This window comes from Micromonospora sp. NPDC049301, assembly GCF_040678715.1.
GTDB lineage: Bacteria > Actinomycetota > Actinomycetes > Mycobacteriales > Micromonosporaceae > Micromonospora.
On the sequence record NZ_JBFAQO010000001.1, the window covers coordinates 605780 to 623701 of the forward strand.

Genomic DNA, 17922 nt, shown 5'->3' on the forward strand with positions numbered 1-17922 from the left:
CCTCGGGCTGAACCGATCGGCGTGACCGCACGTATTCACGAGCGGACGCACCGCCGGACGCGCGCCGGAAGCGAGGAGACCGCCATCAGCGACCATGACGCCCAACTGCTGCGCGCGCTGCACGACGAGCACGCGGAGGCGCTGTACGCACACGCCCTGCGGCTGGTCAACGGGGACCGGCAGCGGGCTGAGGACCTGGTCCAGGAGACGCTGCTGCGGGCCTGGCGGCACCCGGAGTCGCTCGACCCGCGACGCGGCTCGGTGCGGGCCTGGCTGTTCACCACCGCCCGCAACCTCGCCATCGACGCCTGGCGACGGCGGTCCACCCGGGTCGGCGAGGTGTTCACCGACGAGATACCCGAGCCGCCGGAGGTGGTCGACGAGGCCGAGCGCGCCGTGGAGGCGTGGACCGTCGCCGAGGCGCTGAACCGGCTCAGCCCGACCCACCGCGAGGTGCTGGTCGAGTGCTTCTACCAGGGGCGGTCGGTGGCCGAGGCGGCGTCCCGGCTGGGCGTGCCACCGGGCACCGTGAAGTCCCGCACCCACTACGCGCTGCGGTCACTACGGTTGGTCCTGGCTGAGATGGGAGTGACGGGATGACCCGGTGCGAGTTCGCGCACGACGACGGCGCGTACGTGCTGGGCGCCCTGGCCCCCGCCGAGCGGGCGGCCTACGAGCGGCACCTCGCCGGCTGCGCCTCCTGCCGGGACGCGGTCGCCGAGATCGCCGTCCTGCCCGGGCTGCTCGGTCGCCTCGACCCGGCGGGTCTGGAGCAGTTCCTGCCCCCGCCGGCCCCGCCCCGGGTGCCCGCACTGCTCGACGAGGCCCGGGCCCGTCGGCGCCGGGAGCGGTGGGCCACCCGCCGGCGGTACGCGCTGACCGGGCTGGTCGCCGCCGCGTTGGCACTGGTGGTCGGCGTGGGCACCGCGACGGTGCTGCGGGGCACGCCGGGCATTCCGGGCTCACCGGGGACGCCCGGGCCGCAGGTGTCGATGGTCGCCATGCGACCGGTGGCCTCCGCCGGGCCGGTGCACGCCGAGATCGGGCTGACCGGCACGGACTGGGGCACCGAGGTGACCATGCGCTGCGGGTACGACCCGCGGACCGGCTACGGCAAGGCGTACACCTTCCGCCTGGTGGCGCGCGGCCCGGACGGCGCCACCGAGCAGATCGGGTCCTGGCTGGCCGCGCCGGGCGACGCCCTGCAGTTCACCGGCGCCACCCGGTTCACCGACGCCGAGCTGGTCAGCGTCGAGCTGCAACGCGCCGACGGCACCCCGGTCCTCTCCTACGCCGTCCCCTGACCCGGGTCAGGGGACGGGAACGGGGGTGCGGGGAGTGGCGGCGCGGGTGCGGGCGCGCGTGCGGCGGGACTGGCGGACGGCGTCGGCGGTGAAGACGACGAGGGCGAGCCAGACCAGCGCGAAGCCGGCGAGGCGGGCCGGTGGCATCGGCTCGTGGAAGATCAGCACACCGCAGCCGAGCTGGAGGATCGGCGCCAGGTACTGGATCATGCCGAGGCTGGACAGCGGCAGCCGGTTGGCGGCCCCGGCGAAGAGCAGCAGCGGGATCGCGGTGGCCGCGCCGGCCAGCACGAGCAGCGCGGTGTGCCCGGCCGAGACGTGCCCGAAGGTCGACTCGGCGCGCCGGGTGAGCCAGGCCAGGTAACCCAGCGCGGGCAACGCCAGCACCGCCGACTCGACGAAGAGCCCCTCCGCGGCGGGCAGCCCGAGCCGCTTCTTGACCAGGCCGTAGCCGGCGAAGCTGAAGGCCAGGGTCAGCGCCAGCCAGGGCAGCCGGCCGTAGTCCACGGTGAGCACGGCGACCGCCGACGCGCCGATGCCCAGCGCCACCCACTGTGCCGGGCGCAGCCGCTCCCGCAGCACCGTCACCCCGAGCAGCACCACCACCAGCGGGTTGATGAAGTAGCCGAGCGCCGTCTCCACCACCCGGTCCGAGTTGACCCCGTAGATGTAGGTGCCCCAGTTGACCGCGATCAGCGCGGCGGCGGCGACGATCCCGGCCAGCGCCCAGGGCCGGCGCAGCAGCGCCCGCAGGAAGCCGACGTTGCGCAGGGCGGCCAGCAACAGGGCCACGAAGGCCACCGACCAGACGATCCGGTGGGCGAGGATCTCCAGCGGGCCGGCCGGTCGCAGCAGCTTGAGGTACAGCGGAAAGAAGCCCCAGAGCAGGTACGCGCCGAGGCCGTAGAGGTATCCCAGGCGGAGTGGCGTCACGCCTCCACCGTAAGGGGTGAACCTCCGCTTTGATCCTTTCCGGTGACCGGGGTCACGGGCGGCCGGCGGTCGAGCTGCATCCACCGCTCCGGCACGTCCAGCGGGGTGAAGCCCACCCTCGCGTACACCTCGTGCGCGTCGTTGGTGCACAACAGGATCCGGCGTACGCCCAACTCGGCCAGGTGGTCGCGGACGGCGCCGGCCAACCAGCCGCCCAACCCCTGACCCCGGGCGGCCCGATCCACGTACACGTCGCAGAGCCAGGCGAAGGTGGCGCCGTCCGTGACCGCCCGCGCCACCGCCACCTGGCGGCCGTCACCGGGCCGGTAGACGCCGAACGGCAGCGAACCGGCGAACGCCCGCAGGACCGTCTCCCGGTCCCGCCCCAGGGCCCAGTACGCGTCGGTGGACAGCCATTCGTGCACCCGGTCCAGATCGAGCCGGTGGGGATCGGTGCTGAGGAGGTGGCCGTCGGCGCGGGTCAGCGAGAACACCCCGTGACGCTAGCCGCCCGGGTCGGCCCGCGCGCCGGCCAATTCCCGAACTCTGGTCACCGGTCCGCCCGGACTCCGGCCACGGCCGGGGCCCGGGCGGGGCCGGTCGATCGTGGTCAGTCCCGGTCGAGGATGGCGCCGAGGACCCAGGTCACGATGCTCACGAAGAGCGCGCCCAGCACGGCCGCGGGCCAGAAGCCGTCCACCGAGAACGGCAGCCCGGCCTGGTCGGCGATCCAGCTGGTGAGCAGGAACAGCAGCCCGTTCACCACCAGCGCGATGAGACCCAGGGTCAGCAGGTAGAAGCCACAACCGACGGTCTTGATGATCGGCTGGAGCACCGCGTTGACCACGCCGAAGATCGCCGCCACCAGGAGCAGCGTGGTGACCGTCTCGACGGTGGAGGTCGATTCCAGAATGATGCCCGGAATGAGGAGTGTGGCCAGCCAGAAGGCCAGCGCCGTGGTGGCCAGCCGAATCAGCAGCCCTTTCAGAAAACCCATGGCGGGGATCGTGCCACGGACGGGGCACCCGCGTAACCCGGTGATCGACGACCGGAACGGGTCAGCCTCGCGCCGGCCGGCCGATGAGCTGCGCCTCGATCGGGGTGGGGGAGAGCAGCGCCCACCGCAGCGCACGCCGGTTGACCACGGCCACCATGTCGTCCCGGATCCGCGTCAACCACTCGGCCGACCCGCCCAACCCCAGCGCGGTGCCGGCCAGCGCGGCCTCGGTGGCGTCCAACGGTTGCAGCACCGCCAGGTCGGCCCGGGTCAGCGCGTCCGCGTCCGCCGGGGTCAGCTCGTCCCGGACCACCAGCGTGGCCCGCCAGGGCGGCCCCGGCTCGGCCTCGGCCGGCACCGGCCCGGCGTCCACCACCAGCAGCAACGGCCGCAGCGCGGTGCCCACCCCGTCGGCGACCGGCCGCCCCGGCGGGATCAGCGGGATCGTCCCGCCCGGCGCGCCCACACCCCGGACGAACCGTTCCCAGGCGCGTGGCCGTGCGGTCTGGACCACCACCAGGGCACCCAGCGCCATCGCGCGCAGTGCCACCAACTGGGCGGCACGCACGCCGCCGACCAGCAGCACCCGGGTGCTCTCCGGCCGGAACAGCCGGACGGTGACCGCCCCGCCGTGCCGGTTCGTGCCGACCATCATCCCGGCCTCGCCCAGGGTCAGCTCCCAGTTGTCCGGCGCCGGCCGCTGTTGTGCCTCGGGGGTGGCCTGCGCCAGCGGCAGCGTGCCGGCGAGCCCGGCGAGGTGCGCACCGTCGAGCCGGCGCAGCTCACCACCCAGGCCGGTCACCAGCCGGTCCAGTGCCTCAGCGGCCGCGGTCAGCTCCGTTGCCGTCCCGGCGGCCAGGCGTACGGTCAGCTCGGTCGGCACCCCGGTCGCGCCGGTGACCGGGGGCGGGCCGGCGCAGAGCGACACCGTCGTCGCGGTCGCCGGAAGCGCGAGCAGCCGTGGCACCAGCCGGTGCGCGCCCGCCCCCTCGGCGTCGGGCCAGCGGGTCAGCCGGAAGGTGGCCTGGAGCAGGGCGCCGGATCGGAGCACCGGCCAGGACTCCCGCACCGGTAGGCCGTCGTGGTGGGCCAGTTCGCCGAGGACGCGCAGCGCCGCCGGCACACCGAGCGGCCGGGCGGTCAGCGGCCCGAGCCGGCGGACGACGCGGCGCAGCGTGCCGGCGAGCACCCGCCGCAGGTCCTCCTCCGACCAGCCGTCCACCCGCAGCACCCGGACCGCCAGCACCGCCCGCTCCCGCCCGGCGAGCCGCCCGTCGGTGAGCTGCCGGTACGACGTGCCGACCGTGCCGCCCACCGCGGGCACCGGCGCCGGTGTTCCGGCGAGCAGCAGTTGGACGCGCAGCGGTGGCACCTCCGGCCCGACCGGGGTCAGCAGGGCGGACGGCGTGGGGATCGCCCGGGACGTGTCGCCGAGCAGGTCGCCGGGATCGCCGAGCTCCAGCAGCGCCACCATGCCGCCGGTGTCCTCCAGCAGCGCGGCCGGCCCACCGGGGAGCTCCGTCGAGCGGACCACGGTGCCCGGGGCGACCAGGTCGAGCAGCTCGGCCGGGCCGGACGGCCCGGCCAGCGCGCGGCGGCGGGTCAGGTGCCCGGCGGCGGTGCCCAGCCATTCGAAGAGCCACCGGCCTCGGACCCGGACCCAGGCGGCCGTCACCAGCAGCAGCGCCGCCAGCAGGGCCCCGACGGTGACCGGCACACCCCGGCCCAGGGTGGCGAGGACGAGCGCCACCGCGACCTGCCCGGTGACCAGTTGACCGGCGCGCATCCCGGTGCTTCCACGCCGGCCGTGGAGGGCCCAGCGGGCAACCGGCGGCCGTGGACCGGCCTTGTCGCGCTCGGCGAGCGCGGGCCCGGTGTCGGCGGGGCCGCCCGACCCGGTCACCGGCGGGACTACACCCGACCCGGTCATCGGCGGGACGACACCCGACCCGACCGGGGTCGCCGGATGCGGCCCTCCGGTGGTTGTCGCCGGCACCGCGCCTCCTCGAGCAGTGTGGGCCGTGCCGGGCGGCCGGCCGCTCCCGTGGCCCGTCACGCGCCGCGACGGGGCTGCGGCACATCGTAAGCGACCGATGTCGGTCGTGGTTGTCCACAGGCGAGGGGCGGGGGGTAGCAGAACCGCTACCGTGCCGCTACCGTCAGCCACGAAGTTCTTCGCTGACCCGCGTCCACCGTGCTCAAACGACCGGGCCACGCGACCGGCGCGTCCCCGGAGTGGGCGCGTCGACGGCCAGTCACGACCGAGGAAACGAGGTGACGTCAGGGTGTCCCAGACCCAGGCACAAGCCGCGGTGATGCAGCAGACCGCCGCGAAGTTCGAGCAGGTCGACCAGTCGTTGCAGTCCATGCTGACCGGCCTGCTGGCCGAGCTGGAGGTGTTGCAGCAGGCCTGGCGTGGCGCCGGCGGACGGTCGTTCGAGCAGGTCAAGCAGCAGTGGTCACAGGACCAGGCCGCGCTGCAGCGGGCGCTGCGCGAGACCGCCGGGGCGATCCGCACCGCCGGCCGGCAGTACGACGTCTCGGACGACGAGGCGGCCAGCCGGGTGGCCGGCACCAACCGCGGCGGCATCCAGCTGCCGCTCTGATCCCGTTGGGGAGGGAGTTCCGATGGACCATGGTGTGCTGGTCGTCAACTTCGCCGCGCTACAGCAGGCCGGCACGGACATCCAGAAGGCGCTGAACACGCTCGACTCGCAGCTCGGCCAGCTCGAACGGGACGCCGCACCGCTGGTGGCGAGCTGGAGCGGCGAGGCGCGGCAGGCGTACGAGCAGCGCCAGGCGCGGTGGCGGTCCGCCTCGCAGGATCTCCAGGCGATGCTGCGCGACATCAGGCTGGCGGTGAACGACTCCGCCGCCGACTATCTGGACACCGAGAAGAAGAACACCGGGCTGTTCCAGTGATCTAGGGCGTGTTTCCGAATTGGTGGCCGGGAGCGCCGACCGTGTCCGGGTCGGCGCCCTGGCCGCGCCTGTCGGGCGAGCCGGGCCGTCGGGTGCCGGGGTCAGGCCGGCTCGGCCGGGCGCCAGCGTCGACGGGCCGCTCGCGGCAGCACCAGGGCCAGCAGCACCAGGGCGCCAGCCGTCGTGCCGATCACCGTGCCGAGCAGCAGGGCCCGGTCCCGGGCCGTCGCCCGACGGGCCTGGCGCGCGACCAGCGCGGGGTCGGCCCGGTCGTCGGCGAGCGCGGTGACCGCCCGGGGGCCGGCCGGTCGGCCGCCACCGGTCTCGGTGACCGCCCGGTACGGGTTCAGCACGCCCGCGCCGTACCCACCGCCCCCGCCGGGGGCCGGATCGGTGGTGGCGACGATCCGTTCCGCCACCTGGGCGGCGGTCAGTTCGGGCCGGTACTGGCGCAGCAGTGCGGCGGTGGCGGCCACGAACGGCACCGCGTAACTGGTGCCCTCGACCCGATGGTGGCCCTGGCCGGGCGCGGCGGTCAGCACCTCGCTGCCCGGTGCGACCAGGTCGACATGGGGGCCGGTCTGCGAGAAGTTCGCCCGCGCGCCGTCCGCGCCGATCGCACCCACCCCGAGCACCCCGTCGTACGCGGCGGGGAACGGGCGGGGGTTCCCGCTGTCGTGCAGGTTGCCGGCCGCGGCCACCAGCACCACGTCCCGGTCGACCCCGTACCGCACCGCGGAGCGCACCTCCGGGTCGTCGGCGTACAGCACCACGGAGAGGTTCACCACGTCGGCGTCGTGGTTTACCGCCCAGCGGATGGCCCGGGCGAACTCGCGGGCGCTGACCGTACGCCCGGACTCCCGCCCCTGCACCACCTGCTGCTCACTCACCCGCACCGGCAGGATCCGGGCGCCCGGCGCCAAGCCGTGGAAGGCGACGCCGGGTCGGGGCGCCGCCGCGATGATGCTCGCCACACCGGTGCCGTGACCGGCGCAGTCCCGGCGGCCGTCCCCGCCCCGATCGAGGAGGTCGGTGCCGGCCAGCACCCGCCCGGCCAACTGCGGGTGCACCCGGTCGACCCCGGAGTCGACCACCGCGACCGTCACCCCGGTGCCGGTGGCCAGCGGCGCGAGCCGGGCGGGGTCGTACCGCTGCTGCGGCCAGGGCAGGGCCGCGACCGGCCGTACGGGGGCGAGTGGGGTCGCGCAGGTCGGAGCCGCCCGGAGCGCGGCGCCGGCCGCGACGGCCGGGGCTGCCGCGGTGGTGAGCAGGGTGGCCGCCAGCCCCGCCAGGACCGGGCGCGCAATCGACTGGGACATCGACGGCCTCCGTATGGTGTCGGCTCCGGGACGGGATGTTATCGCCTCAGCCGTGCCCCGGCGGACCGCCGCCGGCCAGCCATTGTGATCTTGATACCACCTTGTAGGTTGTACGCGATACCTGTGGCCTGTTCTCGGAAGGAGAGGTGGCCGTGACCGAATGGGAGCCGGCCACGGAGGCCGAGGTGGCGATGCGGGACGCGCTGCGCGCCAACGATCAGGAGCTGTACTTCCGTCTCCTGTCCCGCACCGATCTGCTGTTGCCGGTCTCCGCGCCAGCACTGCCCGGTCAGGCAGCCCCCGGCTGGGGCACCTGGACCACCGGCGGGCGGACCCACGTGCTGGCCTTCACCTCCGCTGCCGCGCTGCGGACCTGTCTCGGCGAGCACTCCGGCAGCAACCGGCGCATCCCGTTCACCGAGCTCGCGGTCGGCTGGCCCAACCAGGAATGGTGGCTCGCGGTCAACCCGGGGTTGCCCGTCGAGGGATACCTGCCGGCCTGGTTCGTCGCACAGCTCTCCCGGGGTGACGTCCGGCTGCCCGGCCGCGCCATGGGTGCCCGCGCCCGGCTGGAGCGCGCCGAGACCCTCGCCCGGTCCAGGACGGGCGTGACCGGCCGCGACGTCCCGCCCGCCACGGAGTCGACGCCGTCCGGGTCCGACCCGACCCCGCCCGGGCGGCCCGCGCCGACGCGGGGCACGGTGCCCCGGGTGGGCGCTCCGACGGCGCCCGGCACGTCGTCCCGCTCGCCCGGCCCGGGTGAGCTGTCGCGCCGACCCGGCGGGGACGACATGCCCGCCGCCGGCCAGCGGTACCCGACCGGCCCGCCCCGACCCGGCGGTGCGGGCACGGAGTCCGTGCCCGCCGCCTCCCGGTCCGCCGCGTCCCGGTTCGCGCCGCTGAAGCCCGCCGACCACCCCGGTGCCGTCCCGACCGACCAGTCGGGTCCCGGCGCGGGCCGGCCGTCGGCGACCCGGCCGGGCCCCGACGTCGACGGTCCGGCCGCCGGCAACGGCAGCGCCCAGGGCGGCCGGCGCTCCTTCTTCGAGCCCGCGTCCGAGCGGGACCGGACGACCGGCCCGACCTCGGGTGGGGGACGACCCGGCGACCGGGCGGTGCCCCCGTCCCGGTTCGGGCGGGGCAGCCAGCCCTTCCCGCGCCGTCGTCCCGCCGACGCGCCCCCTGGCGAAGGCGCGGCCTTTCCCATGCCGGATCCGGACGCCACCCGGCCACTGCGGTCGCCGGCCGGCGACCTGGGCGCGTCCAGGGGAGTACGCGCACCGGCGCCGGACGACGAGACCACCCAGCCCCTGCCGCCCCGCCGGCCGGATCGACTGGCAGAGGAGCCCACCCGTGCCTTCCGGTCGCCCGGTCGGGTCACCGGCGAGCCGCCGCTGACCGGGGCGGGGCGGCCCGGTCCCGCTGCGGACGAGACCCAGGCGATCCCGCGTGGCCGGCCAGGCGAGCCGGGCCGGTTCGAGCCGGTGGAGGAGGTGTCGGCGTCCATCGCGGAACCGGTCTCCGGCCCGCCCGCCCCGCGCCGCGGCTTCACGCCCATCGTCATCGAGGGCACCATCATCGAGTCCCGGGACCTCACCGACCCGGCCGAGGCGAGCAGCGTTGTCGACGCCGCCGCGCGGCCCGCCCCAGAATCCACCGCCCCGCCGCCGTTCGCCCCGCCGTCGTCCGGCTCACCGTCTTCCGGCCCGCGCCCGTACGACCCGGTGCCGTCCGGCCCGGCCACCTCCGGCCCGTCATCCGACCCGGGTCCGTTCAGCCCGTCGTTCGGCCCGGCGTCGTCCGACCCGGGTCCGTTCGGTCCCGGGTCCGGCGGTCCGACGGGCGCTGTTCCGGGCAGCGTGCGCGCCGACGAGATGGCCGGGGGCCGTTCGAACGGTGCGGATCGCACTGACCTCGGCGGATCTCCGGTAGGGGTGAACGGCACGGGCCGGGCGGGCGGTGCCCTCGGCGGGGAGCCGGTCGCCTCGGGCCTCGGCGGACAACCGCCTCGATCCCGGACGGCCAGCGGCGCGGCGCCGGCGCGGCCCGACGCGGACGGCGGGCGCACGGTCCCGGCCGGCGAGGGGCAGCCCGTGCCGGCCCAGGCTCCGGCACCGGTCGAGTTCCTGCCCGCCAACACGGTCGAGGAGGACCTGCTGGGCGCGGCCGGCGCCGGCAGCACGGACACGTTCCTGTCCACCCTGCTGCTGGCCCGGGTGCTGCTGCCGGCGGCACCGGACTCGGTAGGCGGCAGCCGCCCCGGTGACCCGGGCTTCGTCTGGCGTACGGAGCAGCTGGACGGCGAGACGTACGTGGTGGTCTACACCTCGCCGGAGCGTCTCGCCGACCACGCCGAGGGTGCTGTCGACACGGTCCGGGTGAAGTTCGCCCAGCTGATCCGGCGCTGGCCGGACGAGGACTGGTCGTTCGCCGTCAACCCGGGCACCCCGGTCGGCGCCAAGCTGCCCGGCGAGCAGATCGTCGCGCTGGCCAACTGGGCCGCGGAGGTCGGGCTCGGCGACGACCTGGAGGTGGACCCGGAGGAGCCGCCGGTCGTGGCGGAGCCCGCGGCCCGCCCCCGGTACGCCCCGGCGGCGGTCGATCCGGCCCGACCGACCGTGATGCAGAAGGCGATCGCGCCCAGCCAGCTCGCGTACTACCTGGACCGGGGGTACGACCGGGTCTCCGGCTTCGTGCACCGAGCGGGCGAGCTGGCCCACCTCACCACGCCGGTCCAGTTGTACGACGCGCTGGGCCTCAGCTACCCGGGTTCGCCGTTCGCCCGGGAGGCGGAGGAGATCTACGTGCTGCGCTGGCCGGCGCACCGGCCGAGCCTCTACCGGATTCCCTACGGGGGCCAGAACGAGCCGGCGATGCGGGCGATGGAGGGCTGGGTCATCGAGCGCCCGCCGTTCCGGGGCAACGGTTTCGCCCCGGGCGAGAGCAGCGACGTGGTGGCGGAGTTCAAGGTGGACAGCGCCCGGCTGCCGCACGGCGCTCAGCTCTGGCGGATCGGCGCGGACGGCACCGAGCGCGTGGTCGCGGTGCTGGACACGGACGCGGTGCTGTGGCGACGGGTCGGTGAGGCGTGATGCGGGACGGCTACGTGGCCCGTTGGCAGGGCCGGGAATACCAGGCCAGCCCGGACGGCGACGACATCCGGCTCTACCAGCCGGAGCCGGGTGAGGGCTTCGAGGAGGTCCGCACCGGCCGGTACGTCCGGGTGCTGCCGGCCAGCGAGGTCGAGGACCTGGCGTACGTGCGCACCACCTGCACCTGGCAGGGGCAGCCGTTCATCGTGCTCGGCGAGCACGACGCCTGGCTGCGCGTGGAGTACACCGGTGGCCGCTGGCCGGTGGCCGAGGCGATGCGGCTGGAGGTCTTCGACTTCGGCGTCTACCAGGGGTGGGCGCCGGCCGCCGAGGTCACCGACCTGCGGGAGCAGCGGGTCTGACCGGTCAGGACTTGGCCCACCGCAGGATCTCGCCGAGCACCAGCTCCGGCGCCTCCAGGTGCGGGAAGTGCCCGACCCCGTCGAGCAGCCGCCACTCGTACGGGGCGACGACGTAGCGACCCGAGCCCAGGGCGGTACGCGGCAGGGCGGCGACGTCCAGTGCGCCGTGCAGCTGAAGGGTCGGGGTGACCAGCGGCTTCTGCATCAGGCGGACGAACCGGTAGCCGTGCAGCCGCAGCAGGGAGCGGAACGCCCAGCGGTACCCCTCCAGCGCGCAGAACGCGGCCTGCGGGATGCGCATCGCCTCCCGGCACCGCTCGGCGTACGCCTCGAAGTCCGGCCCGGCCACCCAGCGCGGCCCGCCCCAGCGGTGCAGGATCTCCGCGACGGCTGCGGCGCCGTCCCGCGTCAGCACGTGCTCGTAGCGGGGGAGCTGGAACTTCAGCGCCGGGGTGGAGGCGGCGAACTGGCCGCGTGGGTCGGCGAAGATGGCGGCGCGCAGCCGCAGCGGGTGTGGTGCGCCCAGCACCACCAGCCGCCGGACCAGCGACGGGTGGAACGAGGCCACCGTCCAGGCGACCATGCCGCCGACGCCGCTGCCGACCAGGGTCGCCGACCGCTCGCCGAGCGCGCGGATCAGCCCGGCCATGTCGGCGGCGAGGGTGTAACCGTCGTACCCCCGGGGTGGCTTGTCGCTGGCGCCGTAGCCGCGCAGGTCCACCGCGACCGCGCGGAAGCCGGCGTCGGCGACCGCCGGCAGCATTTGGTGCCACGCCCACCAGTGCTCGGGGAAGCCGTGCAGGAACAGCACCATCGGCCCGGTGCCGGCCTCGACCACGTGGAACCGGGTGCCGTTCGCGCCGACGAAGCGGTGCGTCCACGGCCCCTCGGTGAGGACGCAGGACTCGTCGACGGCTCCGCCGCGCTGGTCGGTCATGGCAGACAGCCTAGGACCCCGGGCCTCCCCGGCGGCCCTGGTGGTCCCGTTGAACAGGGAGAAGCCCGGGTTGTCCCCCATCAAGGCAAGGGTCCGGGCCGGCGGTCTCCAGACCGCCGACCCGGGACCGTGGATCGGCCTAGCGCAGGTACGTGCTGAACACCCGGTTGGCCACCGCGTCACCGGTGCTCAACCCGGCGTCGGCGTCCCACTGGTAGTGCACGCCCAGGTAGACCCGACTGCGGGCGTTCTCGGTCGCCGCGGCGCTGAAGCTGCTGAACGAACGGGTGACGCCCGCCGCGTTCGGGTCCTCGGTGGTCGCCACGAAGCTGACCGCGTCCGTGCCGTAGTACCGCTTCATGACGCCGGCCCACGCGCCGGCGAAGGTGGCGTGGCCGGAGACGTACGCGGGGAACGGCGGGGAGAACCGGGTGCCGTTCCGGTCGACGGAGAGCGGGCGCCAGGCGGGGTTGGGCACCGTGGCAGAGTTGCCGTCGCTCTGGGGCTCGGCGATCGCCGTCTCGGGTCGCCACAGGTCGATGCTGGTGTTGTACTTGGCGTCCCAGGCGGCGATGCTGGCGTCGGCCATGGCCATCGCGACGAGGGCGAAGAGCCGGGGGGTGTCGGTGGTCCGCTGGCTCGCCACGATCTGGGTGTGCTCGAAGAGTTGACCCGGGGGCTTGTAGGTGCCGCTGACGTCGTTGGCCCAGAAGAAGGCGAGCTGTGTCTGGTCGGCGTTGCGGTCGGTCGCCGGCGCGGTGGCGGAGCCGAGCCGCTTCACCTCGTTCACCTGGGCGGCGTACGCGCTGCTGGTCAGCATTGCCGACACCGTGCTGAAGCCGCCGGGCAGCGGCGGGCGGAACTGCGAGCCGGAGGTGAGCGCGAAGGGCTTCACCGAGCCCCAGTTGGGGCCGACCGCCGCGCCGGATCCGGTGGGGCGCCACTGCCCGGCGGTGTTGCTGGCGGTGTACCCGGTGTTGTTGGTCGAGCCGTCGTTCGCCCGGGCGTTGATGATGTTCTGTGCGGCCGTTTCGCCGATGCTGCGGCTCCAGCCCTCCGGCCCCGGTTCGCCCAGGGGCGGATCAGCCTGCCGCGCCTCGTTGTACCTGGTGGTGAAGTACGCGCTCTGGGCGGGGAAGACCGCGCGGAGGACGTCGTGAGCGGCGACGTCGAGGTTGGTGTCCCGGTCGTAGCTGAAGTTGGGGATCCGGGACACCCGCGCGAGGTAGGGCGTACCGGTGCCCAGGGAGACCGAGGTGTCGTACATCGCCAGGTGCATCATGGCGCCGGCCCGGGACAACGTGGTGGGCGGCCCGTTGCTGGTGCGGAACGCGTCCAGCAGCACGTCGTTCCAGTAGACGACGTGGTCGAAGTCGGGGGGAATGGCGCTGGCGGGCGCGGGTGTGATCACGCCGCCGCCGACGACAACCGCGGCGAGAGCCGCGACGGCCCGCCCCAGCTTCACTCTTGTGTTCAATGTGGTCCCTCTCCCCGTACGTACGCCGTAGGGTTTCTATCGGCTGCCGTCGATGATCTGCGACGGCTCCGAGCACGGAGAAGGGCGAAGCGGTAGCGTTCCGCAAGTTGCAAGGTCAGATCCAGCCGCGGCGGGCGGCGGCGATGCCGAGGGTCATCCGGTTCGAGGCGCCGAGCCGCTCGGCCAACAGCTCGAAATGCCGCCGCACCCAACGGGGGCTGCGCCCGAGGCTGCGCGCGATGGCCTCGTCCTTGGCCCCGTGTGCGGCCAGCCGGAGAATCCTCAGCTGCAGGTCCGATGGCGCGTCTCCGCCCGCTGGCGACCGGGCGGCCAGGGGCAGGGCCTGCCGCCAGAGACCGTCGAAGTAGTGGGCGGCCAACTCGACCAGCGTCGGCGCGCGCAGCACCCAGCCCGCCGACCCCGCGCTGCCGGTGGGTGCGATCACGGCCATGCTCCCGGAGACCACCATCGAGGTGGGGGCGGCGGCGACCACCCGGATCCGACCTCCCGGTTGGGCAGCTCCGTCGGCGCGGCCGAGGCCACCGGGCAGTTCGAGGAGCCGCCGGTCGAGAATCGTCAGGTGTCGGCGGTCCGTGGCCAGCTCCGGGCCTGCCGTCGTCGACTCCGGCGGCACCCCGTGCAGCACCCGGCAGTCGTCCGGCTCGTCGGCGGTCAGCCGGCCGGCGAGGCGGGTGAACTCGGTCCAGTCCCGGACGACGTCGTCGGGGCCGTGTGCGGCCGAACTCCGGTGCTCCTCCAGCCGTTCCAGCCGGGCGTACTGGTCGATCAACCGGTGGTGAGCGCGGACGAGTTCCCGCTGGCGGGCGGCGAGCAGCAGGCGCAGTTCCACGGCCGACACCATGGCGGTGTCGAGGGGAGAGGGATGCACCGTCCAGAGCGGGTCCGTGCCGCTGCCGTCGGTATCCGACCAGATTCCACCTGACAAGCCTGACCACCCCCGTGGACGTTGCCGAGGCGGCGGCCGGTGGGCCAGTCAGCGGCGCGGTCGGCGCAGGGCGTCGGTCCGCCATCGGACATCGACGATCGTCGCTGTGGATCTTCCCCGTCGTCAAGAGGCCGTATCGCCGTTGACTTCGCCGGGTTGATGTGCTTAGGGTGCCCGATCCGATACGGAGGGTCAGGATCTCGGCGGCCGGGTCATGGGGCGACGATGCTGGCGGGAACGCCGGGACCACAGTCGATCCTCGGCGATCGAGCGCTGATCCGGAGGGTGACGAAGCTGCCCTGGGCGAGGTTGCCGGCGCCGGGGCCGTGCAGGGCGTACTCGACGCCGTCTTCCGAGACGAGCCCGTAGCAGGGTCCGGAGCCACCCCGCGTGATGTGGCCGGCGACCAGGTCCGTGGGCCGTTTCTCGGTCGGCTCCGTCGGCTTGGGCGGCTTCGGCGGGGTGCCGAGGGTCGGCGGGACGGTGCGCGACAGGGGTGGCGTGGCGGTGCGCCCGGGCGGGGGCACCGGTGACACCGAAGCCCCGGGGGTGGGCCCGCCGAGCGTCGGGCCGCCGCTGGTCGGGCCGCCGCTGATCGGGGTGCCGGCGGCCGAGGTGGCGGCCGTGGGGCTGGTGTCTCCGGCTTCGGCGCAGGCGGCGAGGGGCAGCAGGAGGAGCGCGGCGAGACCGGTCGCCGTCAGGGTGACGCGTGGGAGAGGGAGCACGGTGGTGGGACGTTCCCGCAGGCCACCAGGTTCCCCGTGCTCGCTTCCAAAGGGCGACGCCCGGGCAGGTGACCTGCCCGGGCGTCGCTGGTTGGTGCGGGATCAGCGGTCAGCTGAACCGGATCTTCATCGAGGTGCCGTCCTGCTCCAGAACCTTGATCTTGACACCCGCTGCGGGGAGCTTGACGCCGTGGTTCGGCAGCTCCTCGTAGAAGTACTTCTTGGTGTCGTCGAACAGCGGCTCCGCAGCCTGACCGCGGATGTACTGCGGCTGGCTGTTGAGGTGCAGGGTGAACGAGTCCGCCTTCTTGAGGCTGAACGGTGCGTCGTACACCTGGACCCGGGCGCGCCACGGAGCGCCGGTCAGGTTGTAGATCGGGCGCGGGTGCGCGTCGATGTACAGGTTGCGGCCCTCACCCGGGTGACCGCCCGGGTTGGACGGCGACGCCGGGGCCGTGTTGTTGTCGTTCCAGCGGGTGTTCCAGTACGAGATGAGCAGGCCCTCCTGGTACGCGTAGTGGTCCACCCAGTCCGGGCGGGTGTTCGCGTAGCCGAAGAAGTACGGGCCGGTCTTCAGGTACTTGTCGTACGAGACGTACGAGCGGTTGCCCGCGATGTAGTAGTTGTCGAACATGCGGGTGTACGTCGCGCCGACGATCTCCCAGCCGTTCAGCGCCCAGCCGGCGTCCGTCTCGGCACCGTCGCTGAGCACCGTCTGGCCGTCGGCCGTCACGGTGATCGCGTCGCCGAAGAAGCCGCCCTCGGAGACGCCACCGTCGGTGACGTAGTGCAGGCGAACCTGGGCGACCTTGCCGGCGAGCGAGTTCAGCGGGATGTTGATGTCCGCCCACGCGCCGTTGCTGCTGCCGTCGAGGGCCGGTCGGCCAGCGCCGTCGACGCCGATCGGCTGGCCGTTGACGGTGCCGTCCAGGTCGGACCAGGTCTTCCCGCCATCGGTGGACGCCTCGAAGTAGAGGTAGTCGTAATCCGCCTCGATGGCGTACTTGCCCTTGAGGGATATCGCGGCGGACGACTTGCCGGTGAGGTCGAACGTCCTCGTCATGGTCTGGTTGAGGTTGTCGTCGTTACCGGAGAAGTACTGCTTCGATCCCGCGAACGGCGCGCCGTAGTTGAAGGTGTACTCCCGCTGCGGCAGCACCACCACGGCGGCCTGAGCCTTGGCCGAGTTGTACTCCTGCGGACCGAGATCGAGCGTGCGCTTCTGCCCCGCCACGATCACCTCGTAGTCGAGCCAGCCGAGCTGGAGCTTGTTCCACGCACCCAGGTCGCCGCCACGGTCGCCGATGCCCTGGTCGTTCTTAGCACCGAGCCGGCTCTGGGCCATCAGGGTCCAGTGCTCGTTGTTGTTGTCCGCGGGTCCGTAGTCGTCCGGCAGGCCCAGGTCGTGGCCGTACTCGTGGTAGAAGACGCTCCGGCCGCCGTTTTCCGGCTGGATCGTGTAGTCGCGGATCCAGACGCCGGTGTTGCCGATCTGGGTGCCACCGATCGGGAGGTTCGGCGGGCCGACCGGCGCGCTGTTGAAGGCCGCCCAGCGGTGGCTCCAGATGGCGTCCTCACCCTGGTGCGGGTCACCGTCGGCCTGGTCGCCGCCGGAGTGGACGATCTGGAAGTGGTCGATGTAGCCGTCCGACTCGTTGAAGTCGCCGTCACCGTCGTAGTCGAACCGGTCCCACTGGTCGTAGGACCGCATCTCCTCGGCGATCTGCGCGTCCGTCCGGCCCTTGGCCTTCTGATCGGCGACCCACTGGTTGGCGGCGTCGGCGACCAGGTTCCAGGTGTTCGAGCAGACGTTCTGCGGGCAGACAGCCCGATCGTCGCGCGGGTCCGCCGGCTGGTTGGGCAGCGGGTCCGGGATCGGGTCGTCCGAGCGACCGTAGCGGGCCTCGTTGTACCGCACCTTGACCCAGTCGGTGACCATGCCGTCGACCGTGTAACGGCCGGAGGACTGGGCCTCGTAGTACTGCTTCAGCGACTCGTCGCCCGGGTTGGTGCCGAAGTACAGCTGGCGGAAGTGCGCCGGGCTGAAGTCCGGCTGCCAGATGGTGGAGTTGTCCACGGCCCGGTTGGGCTGCGGAATCTGGTTGTGCAGCGGCCCGCTGAAGGTCGTCGGCCCGGCGATGTCCGGGTTGATGTCCTTGTCCGGGTAGGACGGGTGCCGCTCGTTGCCGAACTCCGCCAGGATCACGAAGATCTTGTCGGTGCGCTCACGCTTGAGCTCGACGTACTGATCCTTGGTCTCCTGGCCGCCGGCGAAGGACCGGGCGTTGGTGCCCGTGCCGGCCGTCTCGCCGACCTTGACGACCGTGCTTCCGTTGCGCTCGATCGGCTTGCTACGGCCGCTCAGCACGTCGCTGAGACCCTGCTGACGCAGCTCGCGACGCTTGTCCTCGAGCTTGTCGGGAAGTTCGTCCTTCAGTGCCTGCGGTTCGGCGGCGGTCGGAGCTGCTGCCGGCAGTTTGGGCGCCGGCGCCGCCGAGGCGGACGGGCCGAAAGCCAGGCCTGTCGCCGTCAGTGAGAGCCCGAGCAGACCCACTGCGACTTTGCGCACGTGGTACCTCCGGTGTGAGGGAACCCGGCCCAACGGGGGTACGGGGCCGGTGAAAGATCGATCCCACTAGTGGGACCAATGGTGAACATAGACACTGCCGGGACGGGTGGGAAGATGCGCGCGTCGATTTGTTGCAAGATTTTGTTGTGAATGCTTTCCACCGTCACACCCCTGCGCTTCATCAGCGACGCTGACCAGGATGGATCGGCCGACAGCCTCTCCAACGACATATTTCGATCAATGTGATCAGGCATACGACAGTGGGGCCGGCGGCGTCTCCGCCACCGGCCCCACCGACACCGCTGTCGTCAGTTACTGATTCGCGCGACCATCTCGCTC

At 73.4% G+C, this 17922-nt stretch carries 16 protein-coding genes; 6 read left to right on the top strand and 10 right to left on the bottom strand.

The window, feature by feature from the left end; genetic code table 11:
* The first annotated feature begins 84 nt into the window (after positions 1–84).
* Together AB0K07_RS02905 and AB0K07_RS02910 are read left to right on the top strand one after the other, a co-directional pair.
* Positions 85–600, top strand: a complete 516-nt coding sequence (locus AB0K07_RS02905; protein ID WP_357124632.1) for a sigma-70 family RNA polymerase sigma factor — start codon at positions 85–87, stop codon at positions 598–600.
* Positions 597–1304, top strand: a complete 708-nt coding sequence (locus AB0K07_RS02910; protein ID WP_363750481.1) for a zf-HC2 domain-containing protein — start codon at positions 597–599, stop codon at positions 1302–1304. The genes AB0K07_RS02905 and AB0K07_RS02910 overlap by 4 nt, the downstream gene beginning before the upstream one ends.
* A 6-nt stretch (positions 1305–1310) precedes the next feature.
* On the opposite strand, the gene rarD is transcribed toward AB0K07_RS02910, so the two are convergent.
* The 4 genes from rarD to eccE all read right to left on the bottom strand — a co-directional run bounded on the left by rarD (position 1311) and on the right by eccE (position 5020).
* A complete protein-coding gene (rarD, locus tag AB0K07_RS02915) occupies positions 1311–2237 on the bottom strand; it encodes an EamA family transporter RarD (RefSeq protein ID WP_363750482.1) in 927 nt (308 codons plus the stop codon).
* Positions 2234–2731, bottom strand: a complete 498-nt coding sequence (locus AB0K07_RS02920) for a GNAT family N-acetyltransferase (protein WP_363750483.1) — start codon at positions 2729–2731, stop codon at positions 2234–2236. The genes rarD and AB0K07_RS02920 overlap by 4 nt, the downstream gene beginning before the upstream one ends.
* A 116-nt stretch (positions 2732–2847) precedes the next feature.
* Positions 2848–3234, bottom strand: a complete 387-nt coding sequence (locus tag AB0K07_RS02925) for a phage holin family protein (RefSeq protein WP_363750484.1) — start codon at positions 3232–3234, stop codon at positions 2848–2850.
* A gap of 61 nt (positions 3235–3295) precedes the next feature.
* A complete protein-coding gene (eccE, locus tag AB0K07_RS02930; RefSeq protein WP_363751402.1) occupies positions 3296–5020 on the bottom strand; it encodes a type VII secretion protein EccE in 1725 nt (574 codons plus the stop codon).
* A 499-nt stretch (positions 5021–5519) separates the two neighbouring features.
* On the opposite strand from eccE, the gene AB0K07_RS02935 reads away from it, so the two are divergent.
* Both AB0K07_RS02935 and AB0K07_RS02940 read left to right on the top strand, forming a co-directional pair.
* Positions 5520–5840, top strand: a complete 321-nt coding sequence (locus AB0K07_RS02935) for a WXG100 family type VII secretion target (protein ID WP_363750485.1) — start codon at positions 5520–5522, stop codon at positions 5838–5840.
* Positions 5841–5862: 22 nt separating this feature from the next.
* On the top strand, positions 5863–6156 hold the full coding sequence (locus AB0K07_RS02940; RefSeq protein WP_363750486.1) for a WXG100 family type VII secretion target: 294 nt from the start codon (positions 5863–5865) through the stop codon (positions 6154–6156).
* Between the two features lie 101 nt (positions 6157–6257).
* Here the strand turns inward: AB0K07_RS02940 and mycP are convergent, their stop codons facing one another.
* Positions 6258–7475, bottom strand: a complete 1218-nt coding sequence (mycP, locus tag AB0K07_RS02945; RefSeq protein WP_363750487.1) for a type VII secretion-associated serine protease mycosin — start codon at positions 7473–7475, stop codon at positions 6258–6260.
* A 152-nt stretch (positions 7476–7627) separates the two neighbouring features.
* Here mycP and AB0K07_RS02950 point away from each other — a divergent pair, with 152 nt between their 5' ends.
* Positions 7628–10567 carry an SseB family protein gene (locus AB0K07_RS02950; protein WP_363750488.1) on the top strand — a complete coding sequence of 980 codons (2940 nt, stop codon included), beginning with the start codon at positions 7628–7630 and terminating at the stop codon, positions 10565–10567.
* Positions 10564–10929, top strand: a complete 366-nt coding sequence (locus AB0K07_RS02955) for a hypothetical protein (RefSeq protein ID WP_363750489.1) — start codon at positions 10564–10566, stop codon at positions 10927–10929. The genes AB0K07_RS02950 and AB0K07_RS02955 overlap by 4 nt, the downstream gene beginning before the upstream one ends.
* A gap of 4 nt (positions 10930–10933) precedes the next feature.
* Here the strand turns inward: AB0K07_RS02955 and AB0K07_RS02960 are convergent, their stop codons facing one another.
* The 5 genes from AB0K07_RS02960 to AB0K07_RS02980 form a co-directional block, all read right to left on the bottom strand.
* Positions 10934–11866 (bottom strand): alpha/beta hydrolase, encoded by a 933-nt coding sequence (locus AB0K07_RS02960; RefSeq protein WP_363750491.1) that lies wholly within the window; start codon positions 11864–11866, stop codon positions 10934–10936.
* A gap of 139 nt (positions 11867–12005) precedes the next feature.
* Positions 12006–13331, bottom strand: a complete 1326-nt coding sequence (locus AB0K07_RS02965) for a phosphatase PAP2 family protein (RefSeq protein WP_363750492.1) — start codon at positions 13329–13331, stop codon at positions 12006–12008.
* Between the two features lie 127 nt (positions 13332–13458).
* Positions 13459–14193 carry a helix-turn-helix domain-containing protein gene (locus AB0K07_RS02970; protein WP_363750494.1) on the bottom strand — a complete coding sequence of 245 codons (735 nt, stop codon included), beginning with the start codon at positions 14191–14193 and terminating at the stop codon, positions 13459–13461.
* A 308-nt stretch (positions 14194–14501) separates the two neighbouring features.
* Positions 14502–15014 carry a hypothetical protein gene (locus AB0K07_RS02975; RefSeq protein ID WP_363750496.1) on the bottom strand — a complete coding sequence of 171 codons (513 nt, stop codon included), beginning with the start codon at positions 15012–15014 and terminating at the stop codon, positions 14502–14504.
* A 109-nt stretch (positions 15015–15123) separates the two neighbouring features.
* Positions 15124–17568: an immune inhibitor A domain-containing protein gene (locus AB0K07_RS02980; RefSeq protein ID WP_363751403.1), complete on the bottom strand. Its 2445-nt coding sequence runs from the start codon at positions 17566–17568 to the stop codon at positions 15124–15126.
* Positions 17569–17922: the final 354 nt, after the last annotated feature.